The sequence below is a fragment of the Streptomyces sp. BBFR51 genome, assembly GCF_044591655.1.
In the GTDB taxonomy this organism is placed as follows: domain Bacteria; phylum Actinomycetota; class Actinomycetes; order Streptomycetales; family Streptomycetaceae; genus Streptomyces.
This window is the reverse complement of record NZ_CP172448.1, coordinates 157,639-182,652: the sequence shown is the minus strand read 5'-3', so window position 1 is coordinate 182,652 and position 25,014 is coordinate 157,639. Positions and strand designations below refer to the sequence as shown.

At 70.2% G+C, this 25,014-nt stretch carries 14 protein-coding genes; 3 read left to right on the top strand and 11 right to left on the bottom strand.

All coding sequences use genetic code 11. The features are described from left to right. Nucleotides 1-1,944 carry a serine/threonine-protein kinase gene (locus ACGH7X_RS00820; protein ID WP_399880316.1) on the bottom strand — a complete coding sequence of 648 codons (1,944 nt, stop codon included), beginning with the start codon at nt 1,942-1,944 and terminating at the stop codon, nt 1-3. 244 nt (nt 1,945-2,188) lie between these two features. Here ACGH7X_RS00820 and ACGH7X_RS00815 point away from each other — a divergent pair, with 244 nt between their 5' ends. Then, nucleotides 2,189-3,325 carry a PQQ-dependent sugar dehydrogenase gene (locus ACGH7X_RS00815; RefSeq protein WP_399896685.1) on the top strand — a complete coding sequence of 379 codons (1,137 nt, stop codon included), beginning with the start codon at nt 2,189-2,191 and terminating at the stop codon, nt 3,323-3,325. Between the two features lie 25 nt (nt 3,326-3,350). Here the strand turns inward: ACGH7X_RS00815 and ACGH7X_RS00810 are convergent, their stop codons facing one another. The 9 genes from ACGH7X_RS00810 to ACGH7X_RS00770 form a co-directional block, all read right to left on the bottom strand. Further along, nucleotides 3,351-6,860, bottom strand: a complete 3,510-nt coding sequence (locus ACGH7X_RS00810) for a hypothetical protein (protein ID WP_399880313.1) — start codon at nt 6,858-6,860, stop codon at nt 3,351-3,353. Between the two features lie 79 nt (nt 6,861-6,939). Then, the gene (locus tag ACGH7X_RS00805) at nt 6,940-9,987 is read right to left on the bottom strand and encodes an alpha-mannosidase (RefSeq protein WP_399880310.1); all 3,048 of its coding nucleotides are present in this window, start codon (nt 9,985-9,987) and stop codon (nt 6,940-6,942) included. Between the two features lie 44 nt (nt 9,988-10,031). Continuing rightward, nucleotides 10,032-10,847: a carbohydrate ABC transporter permease gene (locus tag ACGH7X_RS00800; protein ID WP_399896682.1), complete on the bottom strand. Its 816-nt coding sequence runs from the start codon at nt 10,845-10,847 to the stop codon at nt 10,032-10,034. 2 nt (nt 10,848-10,849) lie between these two features. Further along, nucleotides 10,850-11,647 carry a carbohydrate ABC transporter permease gene (locus ACGH7X_RS00795; protein ID WP_399880307.1) on the bottom strand — a complete coding sequence of 266 codons (798 nt, stop codon included), beginning with the start codon at nt 11,645-11,647 and terminating at the stop codon, nt 10,850-10,852. A 153-nt stretch (nt 11,648-11,800) separates the two neighbouring features. After that, nucleotides 11,801-13,087 carry an ABC transporter substrate-binding protein gene (locus ACGH7X_RS00790; RefSeq protein WP_399880304.1) on the bottom strand — a complete coding sequence of 429 codons (1,287 nt, stop codon included), beginning with the start codon at nt 13,085-13,087 and terminating at the stop codon, nt 11,801-11,803. Nucleotides 13,088-13,415: 328 nt separating this feature from the next. Continuing rightward, nucleotides 13,416-14,399 (bottom strand): LacI family DNA-binding transcriptional regulator, encoded by a 984-nt coding sequence (locus tag ACGH7X_RS00785; protein ID WP_399880301.1) that lies wholly within the window; start codon nt 14,397-14,399, stop codon nt 13,416-13,418. Between the two features lie 105 nt (nt 14,400-14,504). Further along, nucleotides 14,505-15,425 carry an ROK family protein gene (locus ACGH7X_RS00780; protein WP_399880298.1) on the bottom strand — a complete coding sequence of 307 codons (921 nt, stop codon included), beginning with the start codon at nt 15,423-15,425 and terminating at the stop codon, nt 14,505-14,507. Beyond that, on the bottom strand, nt 15,425-17,143 hold the full coding sequence (locus ACGH7X_RS00775) for a class I mannose-6-phosphate isomerase (protein WP_399880295.1): 1,719 nt from the start codon (nt 17,141-17,143) through the stop codon (nt 15,425-15,427). The genes ACGH7X_RS00780 and ACGH7X_RS00775 overlap by 1 nt, the downstream gene beginning before the upstream one ends. A 194-nt stretch (nt 17,144-17,337) precedes the next feature. Then, nucleotides 17,338-18,720 (bottom strand): sugar porter family MFS transporter, encoded by a 1,383-nt coding sequence (locus ACGH7X_RS00770; protein ID WP_399880292.1) that lies wholly within the window; start codon nt 18,718-18,720, stop codon nt 17,338-17,340. 357 nt (nt 18,721-19,077) lie between these two features. On the opposite strand from ACGH7X_RS00770, the gene ACGH7X_RS00765 reads away from it, so the two are divergent. Next, nucleotides 19,078-22,842 carry a glycoside hydrolase domain-containing protein gene (locus ACGH7X_RS00765; protein ID WP_399880289.1) on the top strand — a complete coding sequence of 1,255 codons (3,765 nt, stop codon included), beginning with the start codon at nt 19,078-19,080 and terminating at the stop codon, nt 22,840-22,842. A gap of 66 nt (nt 22,843-22,908) precedes the next feature. On the opposite strand, the gene ACGH7X_RS00760 is transcribed toward ACGH7X_RS00765, so the two are convergent. Further along, nucleotides 22,909-23,904 carry an SDR family NAD(P)-dependent oxidoreductase gene (locus ACGH7X_RS00760; protein ID WP_399880286.1) on the bottom strand — a complete coding sequence of 332 codons (996 nt, stop codon included), beginning with the start codon at nt 23,902-23,904 and terminating at the stop codon, nt 22,909-22,911. 243 nt (nt 23,905-24,147) lie between these two features. On the opposite strand from ACGH7X_RS00760, the gene ACGH7X_RS00755 reads away from it, so the two are divergent. Further along, nucleotides 24,148-24,981 carry a PIG-L family deacetylase gene (locus tag ACGH7X_RS00755; RefSeq protein WP_399880283.1) on the top strand — a complete coding sequence of 278 codons (834 nt, stop codon included), beginning with the start codon at nt 24,148-24,150 and terminating at the stop codon, nt 24,979-24,981. The last annotated feature ends 33 nt before the right edge of the window (nt 24,982-25,014 follow it).

Below are 25,014 nucleotides of genomic sequence, written 5' to 3'. Positions count from 1 at the left end.
TCAGCGCGCGCGGAGTTCGGCGGCCGCGGAGGCCGCGAGGGCCCTGGCCATCGTGCACAGCTTCTCCATGGGCTGCTGCCCGGTGACGTCCAGGCGCACCATCTCGGCGGCGGTCTCGGCGTCCCGGCCGCTGTACCTGCGGTACTCGACGAAGGCCGTACAGGTGTCCGGGTCGTCCGGTCCGACGACGGAGCGGTATCCGCTGAGCGTGACGGTGGTGGCGCCGTTCACCGCGGACTTCGGCTGGTCGCGGAAGAAGGCGATCTCCGCGTCCAGCTCGTCGACGTCGCTGGACCACTCGCAGCTCCAGCCCGCGACGCCGACGTCCGGTACGTCGACCTTGAGGCCCGGAACGACGGACAGCGCCTTGGTGTCGAGGAGCTCGCAGGCGTTCGCCCAGGCCAGCGAGGTGCGTGGGTAGGCAGGCGAACGGCGGGGGAGCGGGCCCAGGTTGAGGACCTCGGCGGCGCTCGTGGCGGCGCTGTCGGCGACCGTGCACAGGGTCGCGTTGCCGCCGACGACGGAGCCCTTGCCCATGCTGGCGCGAACCTCGACGCGGGAAGCGGTGTCGCCGTCGGAGGTCAGCAGCAGCTCGCACTCGTCGCGCTCGGCCGGCTCCTCGCGGACCCCGATCCTCCCGACGGTGCGGGAGGGTGTCGAACCCTCGGGTGACGAGCCCCGAAGGACGCGGATCGACACGTCGATCCGGGTCCTGTCGTCGATGCCCACGAGGACGTCGCAGCGGTCGAAGTTCCCGTAGTCCACGTCCACGCGCGCCTCGCCGTCACTGAACCGGCTGAGCGCGGCGGGATCGGTCAGGGCACAGACGTCGGCCGTGTGCGGATCGCCGATGAGGGTCTCGGGTTCGCCGTCCGAGGGGTCCTGCTCCAGTCCGCTCTGCACGGACTGGGAAACGGCCTTCCCGCCGTCCCCCTGGTCGTGGACGACGACCAGCCCCAGGGCCAGTACGGCGCCGATGCCGAGGGCGGCCGTGAGCAGCGGCCGCCGCCGCGGTCGGCGCCCGGTGATGGTGCCGGCCGTGTCCCGAGAGGGCTTCGGCCCGGTTGCGGCGACGTCCTCCAGGAGCTGCCTGGCCTCGGCGGCGTCGGGGCGTCGCCGGGGATCGCGTTGCAGCATGGCGGTGAGCACGGGATACAGGGGTCCCACGGCGGCGGCGTCCAGCTCGACGACGCCCTGCTCGGCCTTCCAGTACTTCAGCCGGTCGGCTTCCTCGGCGTCGTCCCCCGCACCGTCGGAGAGGGCTCCGGCCTCCTGGGACACGCCCCCGCGCGGCGGCGCGCCGGTGACCAGCGCGCAGAGCGTGGCGGCCAGGCAGAACACGTCCGAGGCCGGCCGGGGGAGGTTCCCGCGGGCCAGCTCGGGAGCGGCGTAGTCAGGGGTGAAGCTGGACGGGCCGTTGACCGTGATGGTCTCGGTGCCGCCGACCCGGTAGACGGCACCGAAGTCCAGCAGCTTCGCGGTCCCGTACCGGGTGAGGCCGATGTTGGAGGGCTTGACGTCGCAGTGGACGATGCCCGCTTCGTGCAGGGCGGCCAGTGCGTCGGCGAGCTGGGCACCGACGCGGGCCGCCCGCGCCGGGGAGAGCGGAGTGCGCAGGTCCAGGCCGCCGCCGGGCACGTACTCCATGACGAACCAGAACGTCTGCTCCCCGGCCAGGTCCCGAGTCCCGGCCCGGTCCTGTTCCACCCGCACCACGTCGAAAAGGGTCACGACGTGGGGATGGCCGCGGAACTTGGCCATGGCGCGCGGTTCGCCCAGCAGCCGTCGTACGGCGGTCTCGCCCTCGCCGTCCGTCCGCTCCGGCTTCAGGGCGACGTCCTGGCCCACCACCGTGTCGTGGGCCAGCCACACGTCACCGCCGCGCCCCGCGCCGATGACCTCCCTCAGGACGTAGCGGTCGGCGAACTCGTCCCCGGAACGCACGAATCCTCTCCCTCGGTAGAGCGGTTGCGTTCGTATGCTCTGCTCCCATCAGTACAGCGCCGTCGGCAGTTGTTCAGCAGCATCTTCAGCCGGGTGAACAACCCTCACGAAGGACCGGGATCGATGACGGCACGAGTGTCAGAAGAGGCGCGCATTGGTCTAGGCCAGGGCGCTCACGTCTCGTATCCTCTGCGGTGACCGGCGGCACAACCTTCCCCCCACTCACCGCCTCCGGGAGGCCATGGTGAAAGTTCGCACCAGAATGTCGGCGATCATCGGAACGCTGGGCCTCGTCGGGTCCCTGGCTCTGGCCACGGCGTCCGCCGACGAGCCCGCCGCCCCCGAGCTAGCGGCGCCCGTCGTATTGACCGAGGTGGCCCAGGCCCGGAACCCGACCGCGGGCACCGCGGGCCCCGGCGCCACGGTCTGGGTCGCCGAACGTGCGGGCACGGTCCGGGTCCTGAACGACGACGGACTCGGCGACCCCGTACTCGACATCTCCGACGAGACCACCACCGACGGTGAACGCGGCCTGCTCGGGCTGGCGTTCGACAAGGAGTTCGCGCACCTCTACATCTCCTACACCGACCTCGCGGGCACCAGCACCGTCGACGAGTTCGCCGTCGAGGACGGGGCCGTCCAGGAGGACACCCGACGCACCGTCCTGACCCAGGAACAGCCCGAGTCGAACCACAACGGCGGCGACATCAAGTTCGGTCCCGACGGCTACCTGTACGTCGCGCTCGGTGACGGCGGAGGCGGCGGCGACCCCGACGGCAACGGTCAAAAGCTCGACACCCTGCTCGGCAAGCTGCTGCGGATCGACCCGCAGGGCGGCGACCCCTACGCGATCCCGGAGGACAACCCCTTCGCCGACGACCCGAACGCCAAGGGTGAGATCTGGGCGTACGGGCTGCGCAACCCGTGGCGGTTCTCCTTCGACGCCGGCTCCGGCGACCTGCTCATCGGCGATGTCGGCCAGAGCGACTGGGAGGAGATCGACTGGGCGCCCGCGAGCAGCAAGGGCGGAGAGAACTACGGCTGGTCCCAGATGGAGGGCACGCACCCCTTCCGAGGGGGCACCGAGCCCGCGAACCACGTCCCGCCGATCCACGAGTACGACCGCAACGGCCTCGGCTGCTCGGTCACCGGCGGTTACGTCTACCGCGGCGACGCGATCGCGGACCTCGCCGGACAGTACGTCTACAGCGACTACTGCGACGGCACGCTGCGCTCCCTGGAAATCGAGAACGGCGAGGTGACCGGCGAGAGGGACCTCGGTGTGAACGGCGGTGAGGTCGTGTCCTTCGCCCAGGACGCCGACGGCGAGCTGTACGTCCTCGCCATCGGCGGCACCGTCTCCCGCCTCGACCCGGCGTGATCCGGTAACCGCCCGGCCACCACCGTCAGTCGTCCGTCTGCCGAGGCTCACCGCCTTTCAGGAGCAGTTCCACGGCGCCGAAGGGCCCCAGGCGGGGCCTGAGCCTGCCGTCGGCAGCCGGCGTCGCGACATCGCCCTCCACCGAACGGAAGCCGTCCGGGACGCGGAGGGCGATGTCGTGGTTCTCCACGGCGCGCAGGTTGGCGATCCGCAGGACGAGGCGATCTTCCTCGCCGGTCAGGGAAACCCTGCAGTCGGGCACGTCTCCCAGGTCGAGCAGTGCGCCCTCGGCGAATCGGGGCTGCCGTGTCTCGGTGAACCGGTCGAGCGGGGTCACTTCATGAGCCAGGGCGCCGAGCCGGGCCTGTGCCCCGAACCGTGACGCCGTTTCGGGCACGTGGCGGTCGATGGCGGCGAAGACGTAGCGAAACCGGACCCGGCCGGACTGCGTGGGCGGCGTGTTGCACGGCCAGAAGTTGTTCATCACGTACGCGTACAGGTACCCGTTCGTCTCCGAGAACCGCTCGGGCCAGACGCCGCGGACCAGGTCGGAGGAGGAGAACAGGGCGCTGTCCGGGGCCGCCCACAGCACGCCGGGACCCTCGGGTGCCGTGACGGTCACCGCGGAGGTGGCGGAGAGCCACTCGTTGGACGAGCCCGGCCCGTGATCGGCGCGTGGCTCCACCCAGCCCAGCTGCCTGTCGTAGCGCACCGTCGGCGTGTCGACCAGGAAGGGGAAGGCGATGGACACCGATTCCATGTCGAGTACCGGCAGTTTCGTCGCTTCGACGCTCAGCTCGCACTGGTCGGGAGCGTCGCCCAGCAGCAGTTCCATGGTGATGTCGCCGAGGCCCGCGCCCTCGCCGGCCCATCGCAGCCGGGTGCCGTCCGGAGTGCGGCGCACGCCGAGCAGCCGCATCGCGGGGCGTTCCTCGGCGAGTGCGGTGGGCGGGCCGGGGTGGAGACGCGAATCGAGTTGCTTGATCATGGTCCGGTCGTGGGCTCCGCTGCTCTTGGCCTCGGCGGCGGTCAGCTGGATCAGCTCGCCCAGCGCGAAGGGGGCCCGGGAGTCGAGGAGTTCGCGGCCGGTGGGCAGATGACGCAGGCTGACGGGAAGCCCGTCGCCGTCCCGAAGCCCGATCTCCCACACTTCGCTCGTCTGCGTCTCCCCGGCCGTGGCGGCCCCCACCGGGGTCCGCTCGTCGGCGGGGTGCGACGGGGGCGTGAGTGCGGCCGCCGGGGTCCCTTCCCCCGCGGGAACGGTGTCGCTTCGGTCGCTCAGGGGGAAGGAGCGGTAGCCGAAGGCCTCCATCTCCTCGAGGATCAGCCTGACTCGGAGCATGCCGGCGCAGTCGCTCAGCACCTCGAGGGGGACCGGTCGTCCTTGCGCGTCCAGCGGGGTGCTGCCCTGCGGCAGGTCGACCTCGACGGTCAGCGACGCGGGCCAGGGGTGCGGGTTGTGGACCAGGAGGCAGGGGCCGTCCAGCTCGAGGGCCTCGGCCAGCTGACCGAGCACGCGGCGGCTCTCGTCGAGGGAGATCCGCGCCGCGTCGTCGATGGCACGGCGCTTCCAGTGGAGCTGGTCGTCGATCTGTGGTGCGTGCGGGTGGGATACGGCACGGGCCCACGTCCAGGTGTGCTCGCCCCCGATGATCAATCCGTCCCAGGCGCGGTCCAGGGCCTGCCGGTCGGGGCGATAGCGCTCGTCGGTCAGTTGTGAGGCGACGCCGAGGTTCTCGGCCGCCGGCAGCATGGCCTGGGCCCGCCGGTAGGCGGCGCCGTCCGCTGCGGAGGCGGCGGGCCCGTCCTCCCAGAAGCTCCCGCCCTCCGCCCTGTGCAGCGGCAGACGGTCACGCAGCGGCGCGACGGAACTCAGGTAGTCGCCGAACGTGGAGACCCGCACCCGGGGGTGGGCGAAGGCCTCGTTCCACCGTTCGGCGAACCCGGCGTCACCGTCCCCGAGATCCTCGTTGTCGGCGTGGGTGCCGATCACGGCGAGATCGGTGGGCAGGTAGTCCCGACGTTCGTAACGCTCGAGAAGGCGTTCCAGGCCGTTCACCGCGCCGGCGACGGACTGCGGATCGGCGGCGACGAACCGCAGTTGCGAGTAGTGGTCGGCGAAGTGGGCCAGGACTTCACTGCCGTCGGGGGCCTGCCAGCGCACCGGTGAGATCAGGTGTACTTCGTCGCTGCCGGCGGTCGCCGCGCGGTGATGGTTGGACATGCCCACGAAGGCGTCCACGCCCGCCATCCGGAGCACCGAGGGCAGGACCCCCGTCCACGTGGGTACGTCGGTGATGTTGGCGTATCGGGGGACGGTCCCGGGCCCGGCGGGCAGGGAGGAGCCGAAGTCGAGGGCGTGGCGCAGCTCGTCCAGGCTGGTGATGCCCGTGAGCAGGTTGCTGTGAAAGGTGTTGACGCCGATCACTCCGGCGGCGATCGCCTCGCGCAGACGGGCGCGTCGCCGCGGCGAGCGGGTGTTCAGGTACTCCCGGACCACCAGGGCCCCGTCCACGCTGTAGCGGAACGCGGGATCCTGGGCGTGCCGGTCCAGGGCCTTGTCGATGTTGCGGCAGTGCAGTTCCAGCGCCTTCGGCTGGGTGTCGGTGAAGCCGAGATCGAGATGCACGTGCGGGATCAGGTGCACGGTCCAGCGGCGCGCCGGTGTCAGGTCGGCACGGTGCAGGACGGTCTCGCCCGCGTGGACGGCGAACTCGGCCGGCGCGTCGAAGCCGGGCGCGGGCAGCCGCCAGCGCACCATGCCGAAGTTCCGCTCCGGAGCCTTGGGAACGGGCAGGACCCGGTCCGCGTAACGCAGGGACACATCGCCGGGAAGCGCGGCCCCCGCGGGGATGTGAGCGGTGAGCTCGACCAGCGGAACCGGCTGCGGGTCACCGTGCAGGTAGAGGGGTGTGGTCCGCAGGGACCACGCCGGAGTGTGGGGCGGTGGAGTGCGGCTGGACTCCAGCCGGACGGCGTCCCACCGCAGATAGGAGCCGAACCACTTCCCGTAGTGGGCGCGTGCCGGGGGCAGTGCCTCGCCGGGTCGGTGGGCGGCGGACCCGCCCTCGGTGCGGGGCGCTCCGGTGGCCGCGGGTTCGTCGAGGACGGTGGTCACGGTCAGCTCGTGCCGCCCGGGGGTGAGCCATGCCGCGGGCAGCGGGATGCGGAGTGTGCCGTGCCCGGAGGTGGGGCCAGGGTCCCCGGTGCGGGCGCGGTCGGCCCGCTCGACGGCAAGGTGGTGCAGCGAGTGACGGGTGCCGTCCAGGACGACTTCGAGATCGGGGCAGGGGCCGCGCTCCGCCGCGTACGCGAGGTGCAGGACGGCGTCTTCGGCGTGTTCGAGGGCGAAGGACGCCACGATGCGGTGCGCCCGGTGACCTCCGTCGGCGTCGTGGATGCCGGGATGCACCTCGGGCCATACGGCGTCGGGACGGTCGAGGTCGACGTGCAGGGTGGGTGTGCCGTCCACGTCCGGCCAGGAGCCGGTGACGGGGGCGGGGGTCGCTGTCCACAGGGAGCGGTCGGAGGTCATGCGGGGTTCCTCTGGAGGCCGGGCGGCAGCAAGTCCGCGGGCGGGCATGGCGGGTGGACGGCATCCGGTGCCCTGGCCCTCAGGCACGGTCGCTCCTGGCGAACCGCAGGGTCACGATCTGGAAGGGCCGCAGGGCAAGGCGTACCGAGTCCCCTTCGGCCGTCATGTGCGCGGGGGCGTCGAGGGGGCGTTCCAGGAGGTCGACCGCTGTGACGTCGGCAACGGAGAAGCCCGCGGTCACGGTGGCCGTGGTGCGTCCGCCGTGCGCCTCGTGGAAGCGCACGATCACGTCGCCGCTGGCGTCGTCGGCGAGCTTCACGGCGGTGACCACCACCTGCTCGGCGTCGACGCCGACCAGGGGCACGCTGCCGGGGGCGTCGACTGCCCCGGTCACCCGGCGCTCGGGCAGGTTGATGCGGTGCCCCTCACGGACCGCGTCGGCCAGTCGCGCCCCGGGGACGAGGGAGTAGCGGAAGCGGTGCGTTCCCTGGTCGGTCTCCGGGTCCGGGAAGCGAGGCGCCCGCAGCAGGGAGAGGCGAACGGTCGTGGTCGTTCCTCGCTCGGCGCCGGCGCGCACCGTTCGGGTCACCTCGTGCCCGTACGTCGAGTCGTTGACGACCGCCGCGCCCCAGCCCGGCTCCTCGAGGTGCACGAAACGGTGCGCGCACGCCTCGAACTTGGCGGCCTCCCAGCTGGTGTTGGTGTGAGTGGGCCGGTACAGGTGCCCGAACTGCGTCTCCGCGGCATACCGTTCGGCATGGATGTCGAGAGGGAAGGCGACCTTCAGGAACTTCTCCGTCTCGTGCCAGTCCACCTCCGTCTCCAGGTCGATCCGCCGCTGCCCGCGCGCCAGGGTCAGGGACTGCACGGCCCGCGAACGTCCGAAGGAACGCACGACCCGTAGCGTCGCCGAGTCCGCTCCGGTGTGTTCCAGGCGTACTTCCCTCACGTCGTCGAGGTCCGTGACGACGTTGCGGTAGAACGCGTCCACGTCCCAGGCGTCCCACTCGTTGGGGAGGTCCGGGTGGATCTGCAGGAGGTTCCCCGCCGCTTCGGGGGCCAGTGCTTCCCGGCCGGCTTCCCTGTCGTAGAGCGAGACGACCAGTCCGCGGGCGTCGACGCGGACCCGCAGCAACCCGTTGTCGAGGACGAAGCCGCCCTCGGCGTCCGGCTCGGAAGTGACGTCGGCGCCGTCGGCCACGGGAGCGCCCAGAGCACCCGCAGCCACTCCGCCCCGTGAATGGGGAGCCGAGTTGGCGAGCAGTTCGGTGCCGCCGGACGGGGCCAGCGCCTCGAGCGCGGCGCCGATGACGCCTTCCAGCTCCCGGGCGACTTCGGCGTAGGTGTGCCGGGCCTCCCGGTGCACCCAGGCAATGGACGAGCCGGGCAGAATGTCGTGGAACTGGTGCAGGAGGACCGTCTTCCAGATGCGGTCCAGTTGCGTGTAGGGGTACGCGAACCCGGTTCGTACGGCCGCGGTGGCCGCCCACAGCTCGGCCTCGCGCAGCAGGTGTTCGCTGCGCCGGTTGCCCTGCTTGGTCTGGGCCTGGCTGGTGAAGGTCCCCCGATGGAGTTCGAGGTACAGCTCGCCGACCCAGACGGCGGGGTCCGGGTACTCGTCCTGGGCCCGGGTGAAGAACGCCTCCGGTGTCTCCCAGGTGACGGTGGGAGAACCTTCGAGGTCGTGCGTGCGGGCCGCCTTGGCGACCATCTCGCGCGTCGTGCCGCCTCCGCCGTCCCCCCACCCGGTGGGGGCGAGCGAGCCACTGGCCGCGCCCTGCTCCTTGAAGGTGCGTGCGGCGTGCGCGAGTTCACTGCCCACCATCGAGCAGTTGTAGGTGTCGATGGGCGGGAAGTGGGTGAAGATCCGGGTCCCGTCTATCCCTTCCCACCAGAAGGTGTGATGGGGAAAGGAATTGGTGCGGCTCCAGGAGATCTTCTGGGTGAGCAGCCGCTTGGCACCCGCGGCCGCGATGATCTGTGGAAGGCCCGCGGCGAAGCCGAACGAGTCGGGCAGCCACACCTCGTCGCTCTCGACTCCGAACTCGTCCAGGAAGAACCGCTTCCCGTGCACGAACTGACGGGCCATCGCCTCCGATCCGGGCATGTTCGTGTCGGATTCGACCCACATCCCGCCCGTGGGCACCAGCCGACCGCCACGCACGGCGTCCTTGACCTTGGCGTAGATCTCGGGCCGGTGTTCCTTGATCCAGGCGAACTGCTGTGCCTGGGACATGGCGAAGACGAACTCGGGGGCGTCCTCCAGCAGCGCGGTCATGTTGGCCGCGGTGCGCGCGACCTTCCGTACGGTCTCGCGCAGGGGCCACAGCCAGGCGGAGTCGATGTGCGCGTGCCCGACCGCACTGATGCGGTGCGCGGACGCGTGGGACGGCGAGGCCAGGACATCCGCCAGCTCCTGCCTGGCCGCGGAAGCCGTGCTGTTCACGTCCTGCGGGTCGAGAGCGTCCAGGGACCGGCCGACGGCGCGCCGCACCCGGCTGCGGCGTTCGCTGTCCAGCGGCAGCTCGTGCATCAGCTCGTCCAGCACTTCCAGGTCCTGTACGAGTTCCCACACCTGCGGGTCGAAGACCGCGAGGTCCATGCGCGCCAGACGGTACTGGGGTTCCGCGCGGGCGGTGTGCCGGTCGCCGAGCCTCGTCGGCAGGAACGAGCCGAGATCCAGGTACGGGTTGGAGGCGGCCTCCAAGTGCCACTCGACGGGTTCGCCGCCCTGGACCCGGGTGCCCACCCGGACCCACTGGTTACGGGGGTTGAGCCCTTTCACCGGTGTGCCGTCCGGGGTGTAGACCAGGGCCTCGCACTGGAAACCGGGTTGCCCCTCGTCGAAGCCCAGGTCCAGCACGGCCTCCACGGTCTTCCCCGCCCACTCGGGGGGCACTTCGCCGCGTACCCGGAACCACGTGGTGTCCCAGGGGGCGCCCCACCGCTCTCCCACGGCGACGGGAGTGTGGGCGGCCCTCAGCCCCTCGGCCGGCGGAACCGGCTCGCCGGGCGAGACCCACGCCGCGACCTCCAGCGGCACGGAGGCGGGATACACGGCGGGGCGAATGCGCTGTTCCAGCACGCGGCGCAGTCGGGCTTCGGTCAGTTCACGGTCGTCATGCATGGATGGGGCTCCGCAACGCAGTGGGGCGGGTACAGAAACGGGGGTCAGCGCGTGAGCTTGAGGTTGTTGACGAAGAAGCGCTGGGCGGAGAAGAAGAGAAGGAGGGTGGGGAGCGAGACGAGAAGGGCGCCCGCCAGGACCACGGGGGGCCCGACGTCGGAGTAGTTGCCCTGGAGTTCGGAAAGCGCGGCGATGGCGGGCCGGATGTTGTCACTGGCGCTGAAGGTGATGCCGAACAGGAGGTCGTTCCAGATGGCGACGAACTGGAAGGAGAACGCGGCCACCATCGCCGACTTCGACAGCGGTACGTGGATCTGCCAGAACAGTCGCCACCACGAGGCGCCGTCCATCCGTGCCGCCTCGACGACCTCCCGGGGCACGGTGGTGGCGTAGTTGCGCATGAGGAAGAACGAGAACGGGATGGAGATGGTGGCGTACACCAGGAACATGCCGATCTGTGTGTCGTACAGGTCGAAGCGCGCGTAGGAGAGGAACAGCGGGCGCAGGAACACCTGGAGCGGCAGCAGCGTGCCCGAGTAGATCAGCCAGAACCACAGAACGCGGCGCCGCACGGGCATGATCACCACCGCGAACGCGGCCGCGGTGGCGATGACCACCGCGACGAGGGAGCCGACGACGGCGTACAGCAGACTGTTGCCCATGGCGGGCCCCAGGTCCGCCTCGGTCCATGCCGTCGCGAAGTTGTCGAAGAGCCCGAAGCTCTTCGGCAGCCAGTGGGGCGTACCGGTGTACTCCTGTGCGGGGACGAGCGCGTTGACCAGGAGCAGCCAGGACGGGATGGCCCACAGCAGGGACAGGAGGATCAGCACGGTGTTCCGCAGAACTCTGCCGAGATGCATCGTCACGCGCCCTTCTCGTCGAACTGGCGCCGGAGATACAACCAGGACGCCGCAAGGACGATCACGGTGAGGATCACCGCGATCGCGGAGCCTGCTCCGGGCCGCTGGAGCAGGAAGGTCTCCTGGTACATGGAGACCGCCAGTGTCTCCGTGGCCCGCCCGGGGCCGCCCCGGGTGAGAACCCAGAGAAGGTCGAAGGACTTGAGCCCGTTGGCCAGGCTCATGCCGATCACGATGACCGACACCGGACGGAGCTGGGGCAGCACGACGAAGCGGAAGCGCTGCCAGGGACCGGCGCCGTCGAGATCGGCGGCTTCCAGTGTCTCGGGCGGGATGCCCTGCAGCCCGACGAGGATGAGAATGACCGCCACACCGGTGGCCTGCCAGGCGTTGACGCAGATGATGACCAGGGTGTTCCCCGGCCAGTCGAGCAGCCAGCTCTGGCCGAGGGAGCCCAGGCCGACCGCGGACAGCAGCTGGTTGAGCGCACCGTCGGTGCTCAGGACGAAGTTCCACACGACGGCCACGGCGGCGCCGGACAGCGCGTAGGGGATGACGACGCACAACCGCGCGAACCGTGACCAGCGGGTGGCGTCAGTGAGGCAGGCGATGAGCATGCCGAGTGCGAAGGGCAGCGCCACGGTCCCCGCCACCCACAGGAGCGTGTTCTCCACGGAGCGCAGCAGCGCGTCGTCGGTGAGGAAGAGCCGGTAGTTGTCCACACCGGCGAAGCCGGAGTGACGGTGGTCGTCGAAGAAGCTTCGGTAGATCGTCGTCGCGAAGGGCGCGAGCAGCACCACACCGACCAGTGCGACCGACGGGGTCAGGAAGGCCCCGGCGGCGAGACGATCACGTGCCGCCGCCCGGGGCTTGACGGTAGGCGGCCGGCGGGGGCGTGGGTCGGGCGAGCGGTGCTGGGGGGGCGGTGGTGGCGGGTGGCGCGGTAGTGGTCCTCATGCCTCGTCCTGCCTCCACGTGTGCCATTCCTCGTCCGCGCGTTCCGCCATGCTGCTCAGCGTCGCTCCGGGCGACGTCTGGCCGGTCATGAAGGCCGAGAGATCCTGGATGTTGCCCTGGATGATGCTGGGCGGGCTGGCCTCGCTGTAGCGGACGAGACGTGCGCGCCGTTCCTTCGTGATGTTCTCCCTGAGACCGGCCACCACGGGGTTGCTGGACCGTACGGCGGGATTGGCCGAGCCGTCCTGGAGGTAGTCTGTCCACGCGCGCTGAACGTTCGGGTGCAGCCAGGCCCCGGCGCTCGCCATGCCGGCCTCGTGGGTGGTGGCCCGGCGCGGCACCGCGAGCGCGCTGCTCTCCGTGATCACCGACTTCTTCGTGGACCTGGCAACGGTGGGCAGGACGAAGGCGTCGTAGTCCTTGAGGGGGCGCATGCCCGCACCGCTCAGGTTCTTCGTGTGCCATGTCGCGTGCAGGAACATCCCGACCCGGCCCTCGCGGAGTTCGGCGGCGCCCTTTCCCTGGTCGTAGTCGGGCGGGGTCGTCCAGCCCTTGCGTATGAACTCGTGCCAGATGTCCATCGCCCGGACCGCCGGTTCGTCGGTGTAGCGGGCCTTCCCCTCGACCAGTGCGGTGTAGAAGTCGGGGTCGATCTTGCTGATGAGCTCCTGGAACCATTCGTAGGCGGGCCAGCCGCCGGCCTGGGTGGCCACGAAGGGCGTGATGTCGTGGCGCTTGAGGACGGTGGCACAGTGCAGCAGTTCCTCCCAGCTGCCCGGCGCGCGCAGTCCGAGCCGGGCGAAGACCGGGGGGCTGTAGAAGACGACGTAGTAGGACTCGTACAACGGGATTCCGTAGACCGCGCCGCGGTACTGCATCGTGTCGCGCTGTGACTCGGTGATCCATCCCTTGTCCGCGTACGCGCCCCACAGACCGGACAAGTCGGTGAGCTGTCCGCCGCGCGCCAGCTTCTTGAGCTCATAGCCGGACGTCCACTTGATCAGATCCGGCGCGTGCGAGGTCTGCAGCGTCATCTGGGTGACCAGCTGGTAGGCGATCGCTTCCGGGACGGACTGCGGGCGCAGCGAGTAGCCGGTGAGGGGACGCAGCGCGTCGGAGGCCAGGGCGTAGCCCTCGTCCCAGCTCCCGTTGTCGTTGCTGAAGCTCGCCGTGCCCGCGACCGCGGCGGTGCTGTCTCCGCGTGCGCAGCCGGCGAGGGCGAGCCCGGAGATGCCTGCGCCGAGCCCGGCGAGGAAGCCGCGACGAGTGGGGCCCGGCCGCACGCCTCTCGCTGTCGTACCAAAGGAGTTCATCGGTGCCCTTTCGCCGGACGGAGTGTGAGGGACGACCGCGACCGCGGGGTAGACAGGCCGGGGTGCCGCTGATGTCTCCGGACGAGAACGTTAACGACACCATCCAACGCCCACAAGGTTTTCGCTGGACTCAATTGCTTGTCATGAAGAAGGGCCAGGTCAGAGTGGCTGACGTAGGTATTGCTCACGGTGGTAGGGGTCGATACGGCGCTTGGTATCGTTAACGTAGCGGCGCTTCGCCCACGGAGTCACGCCCCGGACGCCGACGAACCAGGCCCTTCAGACCGGGCCCCGGGTCTCACCCGCCGTAGGTGGCCAGCAGGGTGGGAATGACCGTCCTGCGCGGCGGGCCGGTCGGCCCTGTCCCGGATCCGGCCTCCAGGCGGTCCATGAGCAGCTGGGCCGCCCGGCGCCCGATCTCGTCGGGGGCGTAGGAGGCCAGGGTGAGGGGAACACCCAGCAGGTCGGCGGACTCCACATCGTCGAAACCGGCGAGGGCGGCGGCCGTGCCGAGACCGCGCACCGCACGGCAGGCACCCAGGGTCAGACGGTTGTTGGCACAGAACAACGCGGTGGGTGCGCCCGGGCGGTCGAGCAGTTCCCGCGCCGCGGCCTCGGCCGTGACGACGTTGTACGGGCCGCGCCGCACCCACTCCTCGCGTGGCTGGAGTCCGGCCTCCTCCAGCGCGGACCACCAGCCGCGAAAGCGCTCGGCGCCGGTGAAGAGGGTGGGAGGGTTGCCGAGGAAACCGATCCTCTCGTGGCCGTCCGCCACGAGCCGCGCGGTGGCGGCTCGCGCACCGCCGAAGTCGTCGACCAGCACGGTGTCGGCCTCGATGCCGGCCGGCGGGCGTGCGGCCAGGACGAGCGGGGTGCCTTCCAGCTCCTCGGGGGAGAGGTGGCGTTGGTCGGAGCCGGCCGGGACGACGATCAGACCGTTCACCTGCCGGGAGACGAGGTCCTGGACCAGGTGCTTCTCCTGCGCGAGCTGTTCGGCGGTGTTGCCGAGCACCAGCCTGAGGCCGTAGGCCTGCACCACTTCCTCGGCGCCGAGGGCGAGCTGGGCGTAGAAGGGGTTGGCGAGGTTGGTGACGACGAGTCCGACCAGCCCACTGTGCCTGCCGAGCCGCAGATTGCGCGCCGTCTCGTTGCGGCGGTAGCCCAGGTCGGTCACGGCTTCGAGAACGCGTCGACGGGTGGACTCGCCGACGCCCTCGTTCCCCTTCAGTACCCTCGAGACGGTCATGGCGCTGACGCCGGCGCGTGCTGCGACGTCTCGCATCGTGGGGGTGGGGCGAGGCGGCTCTCCGGCGGTTTCGGACCCGGACACTGCGTTGCTGCTCCCTTCAACCACCGGCAGCCGTTCGCCGTCTGCGCGGATCCACCATCATAGGCGGACGCCTTGGCTGCCCTCCTCGTCCGACGTCCGGGACGCGGCCCACCGTGCGGCCCCCAGAAGTGAGGCCGTGTCGGGCAGGCGGGCGGGTGCGAGGCCCGGCCCGGACGCTCCGCCGGCCGCCAGACCGTCGCGCAGTGGCGCCACCACGAGGTCCCAGGACGCCGCGATGGAGCCGCCGACGACCAGCACGGTGGCTGCGAAGCGGTTCACCCAGGGGGCCATGGTGACACCCAGGGCGTGGAAGGCGTGATCGAGCACCTCGCCGGCGAGGGCGTCTCCGGCGCGTGCGCGGGAGGCGATGCCCCGCACGTCGGGCACGTCGTCCGGACTGCCGTCCGCGGCCCGGGCGTAGGCGGCACGGATCGCGCGGCGCGAGACCGTGTCCTCCAGCGGGAGCCCGGCGAAGGCGAGCCGGTGTGCGCTGCCTTCCGGCGGAACGTGCGGTCCGTCGTTGACCGGCCTGCCGTCCGCAAGGAAGGCCGAGCCCACGCCGCTGCCGAGTGTCAGGCAGATGGCGCGTGCGTGTCCGGCCGCGGCCCCGCCGGTGTGTTCGCCCATGCCGAAGGCGTCGGCGTCGTTGACGAAGTGGAGTGTGGCGGGTGCCGGGTGGATGCGCGCACGCAAGGCGGCGTCGACATCCGTGCCGTACAACGCGTCGAACTTCCCCACGCCTTCGAACAGTGCCAGGCCGGCCTCGTAGTTGAAGGGCCCGGGCACGGCCACCCCCCAGGTGGAGGACGGCGGCGCCCCGATACGGGAGGCGGTCCGGGCGAGGCGGCCGAGAATCTCCTCGGCGGAGCCGTGCGGGGGCAGCGGTTCCCGGGCGGGCTCCGCGTGCACGGCTCCCGCGGACAGGTCCACCAGGGCGGCGGTGACATGCGTGCCGCCGATCTCCAGTACCGGCTGCATCAACGGTTCTCCCTGACCAGTGAGGTGACGACGTGCACGGGCTGCGAGCCCAGGGGACGCAACCGGTAGGGGCCGACCTGGGCGGGGACCGTCAGTGTCTCGGCGAAGGCGAGGTCGTGCGAACGGCCGTCGCCCCACTCGATCACGACGCCGTCACCGGAGGAGACGTTGAGGATGTGGAACCGGCCCGCGGTGTCCATGGCCGCGCTCCGGCAGGACGGCTCGAGCACCACGCGGCGCACCTCGTAGAACATCTCCGGCAGCGCACCGAGAACCTCCTCACGCCAGTCGGCCCCCTCGCGCAGCACACGCGGCTGCTGCATGAGGTCGCGGCTCACCGCCTCGCCCCGGCGGGTGTCGTCGAGGTTGGCGAACGCGTGCTCGTAGGGCAGCGGGCGGGGCGCTCCGTTCTTCCCCTTGCGGAGCCAGTCGTAGAAGCGCAGAGAGTACAGGTACGGTGTGGCGCTGATCTCCAGGACGAGGTTGCCGGTGCCCGAGGCGTGCGGTGTCCCCGCCGGGATCAGGTAGAGCCGGCCTTCCTGGGCGGGATGGCTCTGGACGAAGCGTTCGACGTTCATCTCCTCGCCGTGCTCGATCGCGGCGATCACCTGCTTGCGCATCAGCTCGATGTCGGCGTCCTGCTGGAGTCCCAGGTAGACGCGGGGGTCCTCGGCAGCCGTGGCCGTGAGGTAGTAGGTCTCGTGCTGGGTGTAGGCCCAACCGAAGTGTGCGCGCATGTACTCCTCGCGCGGGTGCACATGGACCGAGAGACTGCCTCCCTGAACGGTGTCGAGGTAGTCGTAGCGGATCGGGAAGGATGTGCCGAACTCCTCGTGCACCGCGGCCCCGAGGAACTCCTCGGGATGCAGGACGCAGAGCAGTTGGAAGGGCAGCTCCACCTCGGCCTCGGGCCCGTCGCCCACCAGGACGCCCGCCTCGGGAGCGATCAGCTCGTAGCCGAGTGCGGTGTTGCCGTTCTGCGGCGTGAAGCCCAGTTCGCTCGAGGCCCACTGTCCTCCCCAGAGGGTGGAGTTGAACCACGGCCGGGTACGGACCGGGCCGCCGGCCAGGTGCGCGAGAGTGGCGCGCAGGGTGCTTCCGTCGATCGAGGCCGGACGCCGGGTGTCCTGGAGGTCCAGCCAGCGGTCGATGTCGGCCGCGTGGGCGTCGCGGTGGGCGTCGAGCACGGGCCAGTCCGCGTAGAACAGACGGCGCAGGTCACCGGGCGCGCTGTGGCGGCCGAGGTTGACGCCCACGGCCGGGTCCCCGGCGGCGACGGCCGCTTCGGCGTGGCGCTTGGGCAGGTCGGCGTACCACAGCAGGTCGTGCCGGACGAGCGCGGCGCCGGGGCCCAGGACGATCAGCAGCCCCTGGTCGGGAGTGTCGGTCCGGGGCAGCGTCGCGTATGCCCCGGCAACGGAGGCGCGGGCGAGGGGCAGGTAGTACGGATCCGCGTCCGGGCCGTCGCCGGTCCGCTCGAGGACCGTGTCCCAGTCGGCCTCGAACTCGCGCAGGTCCACGAAGCGGGCGGGCGTGCCGTGCGCGGCGAGCGCGCGGGACAGATGGCTGTGTACGGCGCTCCAGTCGAGCGCGGCCGGGCCGTCGAGGGCCACTACGGCCGGCCCGGCGGGCAGGGTCCGGACAGCGGCCTCCCACCCGCGCGCGACCCTTCCATCGACGGCGGGGTAGCGGGGGTTGCGCTGGTAGGAGCGGGTCACGGCACTCTCCGGGGGTCGAAGCAGAATGTTATCGTTAACTGTAAGCTGCGGGGTCCGGCCCCAGTCAAGGCGGTACGGGAGCGACGCCGGGGCGAGTGCGGTCGGGGCGGTCGCGGTCCGTGTGCCGTGGTCCCGCGTGGTCGAGGTCCGTCGAGGTCCGTCGAGGTCCGTCAAGGGGGCGGTCGGCGCGGAGGTCAGGCCTTCCGGCCGCGCAGGGCGAGCTCGATGTCCTCAAGGCTGCGCCCCTTGGTCTCCACGACGAACCGTGCCGTGAACACACGGGCGAAGGCGCAGATCGCCGCGAAAGCGAGGAACAGCCAGCCGATGCCCACGGCGTCGAGAAGGACCGGGAAGCTGAGCGAGACGACGAAGTTGGCCAGCCACAGCAGCATCGTGCAGAAGCCGACCGCGGCGCCCCGCACGTGCAGCGGGAACACCTCGCTGATCACCACCCAGCACACCGCACCCCAGGACGCGGAGAAGCTGACGATGAACGCGGCGAGACAGGCTAGCGTGACCACGCCGACCACACCCAGGCCGTCCGGTTCGGGCAGCAGGAGCGAAGTCGCCGCCAGCACGGTCAGGCTGACGCACATGCACACCGCTCCGGTCAGCAGCAGCCGCTTCCTGCCCGCCTTGTCGATGAGCCAGATGGCCACCAGCGTCATCACCATGTTGACCGCGCCGATACCGGTGTTGGCGTAGATCGCGGCGGAGTCGCTGAACCCGACGTTGGTCAGCGTCGTGGGCGCGTAGTAGATGATCGTGTTGATGCCGACGACCTGATTGAGTACGGCGAGTCCGATGCCCACCACGAGCGCGGGACGCAGCCAGGGTGCGAAGATCTCCCGCAGTCCCGCCCGCTCCTGGGAGGTGGCCTCCACCTGGCGGATCTCGGCGAGTTCGGCCTCGATCTCCGTCGCGCCACGCGTGCGTGCGAGCACCTCGCGGGCTTCCTCCTCCCGTCCGTTGCGCAGCAGCCAGCGGGGCGTCTCCGGCATCACGATCAGGCCCGCCAGCATCACGATCGAGGGCACGATCGCGAGGCCGAGCATCCAGCGCCATGCCTCGGCCGGGGCCAGCAGCGAGTTGGTGACGTAGGCCACGAAGATGCCCACGGTGATCATCAACTGGTTGAGGGACGACACCGCGCCGCGACTTCGCGTGGTGGCCATCTCCGACAGGTAGAGGGGAACGACGACCGAGGCCGCCCCCACACCGAGGCCCAGCAGGACGCGGGCGGCGACCAGCAGCGCGGTGTTGGGTGCCAGACCCGCGGCCAGCGCGCCCGCGCCGAAGGCGACCGACGCGGCCATGCCGACGCGGCGCCGGCCGAGGGTGTCGGCGAGCCTTCCCGCTGTGGTCGCTCCGGCCATCGCCCCCACCAGCAGGGAGCTGACGACAACACCCTCCGTCAGCGGGGTCAGGCCCAACTCGTCCCGGATGTAGAGCAGAGCGCCTGCGATGACGCCGGTGTCGTAGCCGAAAAGCAGGCCGCCGAGGGCGCCGAAGAAGTAGATCCGTTTGGTGGAGGACCTGCCCACGCCTTTCGCGCCGGGTATCGCTGCCTGAGACACGAAGGACCTCCGAACGTGGAGTTAACGTTCACACGGAAGTTAGCGGCGCGTCGCAGAGGCGTCAACGGTCCTGCGGAAGCTGGATTCGCACCCGTGGGACCAGGCTGCCGGTACTCACTCCAGGCTCGTTGATCCCCATGGTCAAGCGGTTGCGCGGGTTGACTGCGGGACTTCGCGACGGGGTGTCCCGGGGAATTCGGCCGTGTCGGCGTCATTGACACGACCCTGGGAAGCAGGGACGCTCCAGCCTTGGATTCTCACGTTAACGCTAACCCCTCGTGCGAGGAGACTTCCATGCCAGGTCGCCCCAGAGACGGGCGGGCCGCCCGAGCCGTCGTACCCCGGTTCGCCCGCCGCGTGACCTTACTGCTGAGCGCCCTCCTGCTGGTTCTGGGTGTGGTGGACGGTGGCGCGAGCGCGCCCGTCGCCGCGGCCGCGCCGTCCGCGGGCACCGAACGGAACTACGTGGACCAGGTGAACCCGTGGGTGGAGGCCGACATCGGCCGGTACTTCTTCTTCCAGTCGGCCGGCAGACCCTTCGGCATGGTCAAGCTGCGCCCGGACACCAGCACCGACTCCTCCCGGGGCACCGGCTACCGGCGCAACGAGAACCAGGTCAAGGGCTTCAGCCACCTGCACGACTGGAACCTGTCCGGCGTGCAGGTGATGCCCACCAGCGGCGAGAGCGTGCCCAAGCTCGACGGCGACGAGGGCTGGCAGTCGCACGTCGACCACGACCACGGTGAAGTCGCCGAACCCGGCTACCACAAGCTGCACCTGGACCGGTACGGCATCGATGCGGAACTCACCTCCACCGATCGCGTGGGCATGCACCGTTACACGTACGACCAGGCCGGCCCCAGCGAGATCCTGGTCAACCTCGGCGGCCACCTGGGCGAGGCGCTCATGGACAGCGCCCACGTCACCAGGAGCAACGACCACGAGATTGCGGGCTATGTCCTCCAGCACGGCGAGAGCTTCGGCGAGGACGACGCCGACCACAAGGTCAAGCTGTACTTCGACATCCGCTTCGACAAGCCCTTCGACTCCCTGCACGGTTGGGCCGGCGGCAAGCTCGCCGACGGCGGAAAGCCGGTCGACGAGGTCTCGGGGGACGACGCGGGCGCCTACGTTCGCTACGACCGTCTCGAGGCGGGCGAGCAGGTGCAGATGAAGGTCGGCCTGTCCCTGACCGGCGCCGCGGGAGCGGAGAAGAACCTGCGGACCGAGCTCCCCGGCTGGGACTTCGACGCGGTCAAGGCCGATGCCCACAAGCAGTGGAACCGGATGCTCGGCCGCATCGACGTCCGCGGCGGCACCGACCAGCAGCAGGAGAAGTTCTACACCGACCTGTTCCACGTCCTGTGCGGGCGCAGCACGGTCAGCGACGTCGACGGCGCCTACCTGGACAACACCTGGGGCAGGGACCGGGTCGGACGCGTACCGATCGGTCGCGACGGCAGGCCGGAGTTCGCGATGTACAACTACGACGCGCTGTGGCTCACCCAGTGGAACCTCAACAGCGTCCTCGGCCTCGCGTATCCGGAGATCTACGGCAGCCTGGTGAAGTCGCAGCTGCAGATGTACAAGGACGGCGAGCTGCTGCCCCGGGGGCCGGTCGCCGGGAACTACTCGATGGTGATGAGCGGTTCACCCGTGACGTCCTTCATCACCGGCGCCTACAACAAGGGCATCCGCGACTTCGACGCGGACCTGGCGTACGAGGCGATGATGGACGCCCAGTCGATGGGCGGGCTGTTCGACAAGGCCTGGTTCGACTACGGGGGCTGGGGCACCGGCGGCAACCGCGAGTACCTCGACCTCGGCTACGTGCCCAATGGCACGACGGGCCAGGGTGCGGGCCAGACGCTTGAATACGCGAATCAGGACTGGGCGCTGGCACAGTTCGCGAAGCAGCTGGGCAAACGGGGCATCAACGCCACCCAGTACGCGAAGGCCACGGCCTCGTCCGAGCTGGACGAGAAGCACGGCGCCGCCCACGCGATCGACGGCCGGCCGCTGCGCGCGCCCGCCGACGTCGAGTGGGCGTCGGCGGGGGAGAAGGCTCCCTGGATCGAGCTCACCTGGGACACACCGCGCACACTGCACAAGGTGGTGCTCAGCGACCGCGCGGACGACGACAGCAACGTCCGCTCCGGACGGCTGGAGTTCAGCGACGGCTCCAGCCTGGACGTGAAGGACATTCCCGCCGACGGTGGCAGGAAGACCGTCCGGTTCAAGAAGCGCAACGTCACCTCGGTCAAGTTCACCGCCACCGGCGGCGAGGGCGAGAACGTCGGCCTGAACGAGTTCGAGGCCTGGGACGACACCGACACCCACCAGTACCTGGAGGACCGTTCCCGCAACTGGCGCAACCTCTACGACGAGGACACCGACTTCATCCGCCCGCGCAACGCCGACGGCAGCTGGCGCTCCCCCTTCGACCCGCTCGCCCCCGACGACTTCGTCGAGGCGAACGCCTGGCAGGCCGGCTGGTTCACCACTCAGGACGTGATGGGGCTGGCCAACCTGATGGGCGGCGAGACGGCGTACGCGGACAAGCTCAACTACGCCTTCACGAGGGCTGCGAAGGACAACTTCATCGGCGAGTACGGGGAGGGATACGTCTCCTACGGCAACCAGCCCGGCCTGGAAATGGCCCACCTGTTCAACTACGTCGGCAAGCCGTGGCTGAGCCAGTACTGGGTGCGCCAGGTCAAGGAGAAGACCTACGGCTCGACCGCGACCGACGACGGCTACGGCCACTACGACGAGGACCAGGGGCAGATGGGCGCCCTGAGTGCCCTGATGGGCATGGGCCTCTTCGAGGTCACCGGCGGGAGTCTGCCGGGGCCGGTCTACGACATCACCTCCCCGGTCTTCGACGAGATCACCATCAAGCTCGACCCGCACCACGACAAGGGCAAACGCTTCCGCATCGTCACGCACCACAACTCGGCCGAGAACATGTACATCCAGCGCGCCAGACTGGACGGCAAGCGGCTGGACAACGCCTGGTTCCGGCACGACCAGCTCGCCGACGGCGGAACGCTGGAGCTGTGGATGGACTCCGAGCCCAACAAGGACTGGGGCACCAAGCACCTGCCGCCGTCGGAGTCGAAGTCCGAGGGACACACACCCACGTTCGTGCGGGACATCGCCGTAAGCGGTCCGGACAGGCTCGACGAGCCCTACGGCGAAGCCCCCTTCAAGGCCGCGGTCGCACCCGCCGACGCCACGCTCAACGAGGTGTTCTGGACGGTGACCGAGCCGGACGGATCCCCGACCGACAAGGCGGAGATCGACGGCGACGGCATCCTGACCGTCAACCACCGTGACGGTCGGGTGCGCGTCACCGCCACCTCCGCCGACAGCGGGGACGCCACCGCATCGAAGCTGGTCGAGATCGGCCTCGACAAGGCCAAGCTGCGCGGCAACGCCGCCTGCCGGCCGGACGTCGAGGTTACGGCGTCGTCCGAGTACAGCGACGAATACCCGGCGGCAAACGTCCACGACGGCTGCGACTCCGGCGGCGCCACGCCGGGCGCGGACTGGGCCTCGGACGGAGAACTCGACCCGTGGGTGCAGCTGAACTGGCCGACTGAGATCAAGGCGGACCGGATCGTGCTGTCCGACCGTACGACGAAGGACGATGCCAACGGCGGCGTCCTGACCTTCTCCGACGGCAGCCGGGTCGAGGTCGACGACATCCCCGCCAAGGGGCCGAAGACCGTGAACTTCGCCATGAAGACCTTCGACTGGGTGCGCTTGCAGACCGTGGGCGGTACGGGCTTCAACAACGGATTGCTGGAGTTCGAGGTGGACGCCGTGCCCTCGGCACCCGAAGCCCCCGAGGCGGTCACGGCGACAGCCGGCAAGGGTCGTGCCACGGTGCGGTGGAAGGCTCCGGCGTTCGACGGCGGCGTTCCGGTGACCGGCTATCAGATCCGGCCGTACCGGGACGGAACACCGCTCGCCCCGGTCGGCGCGGGCGAGGGATCCACGAACGCGGAAGTGAAGGGCCTCGCCGCGGGGGAGTCCTACACCTTCACCGTCACCGCGGAGAACATGGCAGGGCGGGGGCCCGAAAGCGCGAAGAGCGATCCGGTACGGCCGCAGTAGCAGCAGAGCAGCCAGGAGCGGGGCGGCGGCATCCAGCCGCCGCCCCGCCGCTCGGGCCTTCTCGGGTCAGATTGGCGTGTGACCCGCGACGTGAGGTGGCTGGTTTGCCGCCGCGAAAGCGTCGACGCCCGTGAGGTCGGCAGACAGTGCCCACAGGCGTGCGGCCTCCCCGGGGTCGGTCGCGTGCGCGTGCACGCCGCCCTCCGAGCCGTCGCCGGCCGGCTCGGCCACGTCGCAGTCCTCGCAGTACACCCCGCCCATGCCCGCCAGCTGGGGGGAGGTGGCCGCCCACACCTGCGTCGCCGCGCCCTGCCCGGGCGTCTTGAAGGTGGGATCCCTCGGGTCGCCGTTCTCGTCGATCCAGCCCGCGTCGACCATCTCCGCCTTCGCGAGGTGGCGCTGCAGCGGGGTGAGGATGCTGCCCGGATGCACCGCGAACGCCCTGACTCCGGCGTCGCGGCCGAGCGCGTCGAGCTGCACGGCGAACAGCACGTTCGCGGCCTTCGCCTGCCCGTACGCCAGCCATCTGTCGTAGCCACGCTCGAACTGCACGTCGTCCCAGCGCACGCCGGTCATGCCGTGCGAGCCGGAGGACACGGCGACCACGCGCGCGCCACCACGGGCGATCGCCGGCCAGAGGTGATTGACCAGCGCGTAGTGACCCAGGTGGTTGGTGGCGAACTGCGCCTCCCACCCCGGGCCGACCCGCGTCTCGGGGCAGGCCATGACCCCGGCGTTGTTGATCACGATGTCGACCGTGCGACCCGAGGCCACGAACCGCTCGGCGAAGCCGCGGACGCTTTCGAGGTCGGACAGGTCGAGGTCGTCGGTCTCAACGCCGTCGATGCCCTCGACCGCCTCCTGAGCGGCTGCCCGTCGCCGGGCGGGGACCACGACACGGGCTCCGGCACCGGCCAGGGCGCGGGTTGTCTCCAGACCGAGCCCCGAGTAGCCACCGGTGACGATGGCGGTGCGGCCGGACAGGTCGATCCCGCTCAGGACGTCGTCCGCGGTGCTCCGTACGCCGAAACCCGATCCGATCTTGTGCTGAGGTGTCGTCATGGCGGAGACGCTAGATGCTGGACCGCACTCTAGATCAAGGGCCGGTGACGGCGTGCTGAACGGGCACCATCACCGAAGGTCGCTGTCCCCGTACCGGACCTGTCACCTCCTATCCGGCGCGGCACCGAGAGGTGCAGGTCACGCCGGGAACAGTCGGCGCGGTCGGCACGTTGGATCAGCTGACCGGCTTGCGCCGCACGCGCCCGGAACACAAAGGCAACAGCTTCTGCAAAGGACTGCTTCATGACTGATCGGCCACTGACGCTCATGGCAGTGCACGCCCACCCCGACGACGAGGCGACCGGAACGGGAGGGATCCTCGCGCGGTATGCGTCGGAGGGCATTCGCACGGTTCTCGTGACGTGTACCGACGGCGGCTGCGGTGACGGACCGGGAGGCGTCAAGCCGGGCGATCCCGGACACGATCCGAAGGCCGTCGTCTCGATGCGCCGTCAAGAACTCGAGGCGAGTTGTGAGGTCCTGAAGATCAGCGATCTGGAAACGCTGGACTACGCCGATTCCGGCATGGTCGGCTGGCCCAGCAACGACGCCCCTGGATCCTTCTGGCAGACCCCAGTGGAAGAAGGCGCCGCCCGACTCGCGGAGCTCATGCGGCACTACCGACCCGACGTGGTCGTCACCTACGACGAGAACGGCTTCTACGGTCACCCCGACCACATCCAGGCCCACCGCATCACGATGGCGGCGCTGGAGATGACCTCCCTGACACCGAAGGTGTACTGGACGACGATGCCCCGCTCGGGGCTGCAGCGGTTCGGCGAGATCATGCGTGAATTCGATGGGGACATGCCGGAGCCGGACCCTGCCGAGACCGCCGCGATGGCCGAGATCGGACTCCCTGACGACGAGGTCACCACATGGGTGGACACCACCGCGTTCAGCGGCCAGAAGTTCGATGCACTGGCCGCGCACGCCAGTCAGGGGGAGAACATCTTCTTCCTCAGGATGGGCAAGGATCGCTTCGGCGAGCTGATGGGCGTGGAAACCTTCGTACGTGTCCGGGACACCACCGGCGCGGCCGTGCCCGAAAACGATCTCTTCGCCGGACTGCGCTGACCACCCCCTCCCACAGGGCCCCGGAATTGCCAA

What these genes read in the sequence shown, in the direction of transcription:
- ACGH7X_RS00810 (WP_399880313.1), bottom strand. Translation starts at nt 6,860, where the DNA reads ATGACCTCCGACCGCTCCCTGTGGACAGCGACCCCCGCCCCCGTCACC.
- ACGH7X_RS00805 (WP_399880310.1), bottom strand. Translation starts at nt 9,987, where the DNA reads ATGCATGACGACCGTGAACTGACCGAAGCCCGACTGCGCCGCGTGCTG.
- ACGH7X_RS00800 (WP_399896682.1), bottom strand. Translation starts at nt 10,847, where the DNA reads ATGCATCTCGGCAGAGTTCTGCGGAACACCGTGCTGATCCTCCTGTCC.
- ACGH7X_RS00785 (WP_399880301.1), bottom strand. Translation starts at nt 14,399, where the DNA reads ATGCGAGACGTCGCAGCACGCGCCGGCGTCAGCGCCATGACCGTCTCG.
- ACGH7X_RS00780 (WP_399880298.1), bottom strand. Translation starts at nt 15,425, where the DNA reads ATGCAGCCGGTACTGGAGATCGGCGGCACGCATGTCACCGCCGCCCTG.
- ACGH7X_RS00760 (WP_399880286.1), bottom strand. Translation starts at nt 23,904, where the DNA reads ATGACGACACCTCAGCACAAGATCGGATCGGGTTTCGGCGTACGGAGC.
- ACGH7X_RS00755 (WP_399880283.1), top strand. Translation starts at nt 24,148, where the DNA reads ATGACTGATCGGCCACTGACGCTCATGGCAGTGCACGCCCACCCCGAC.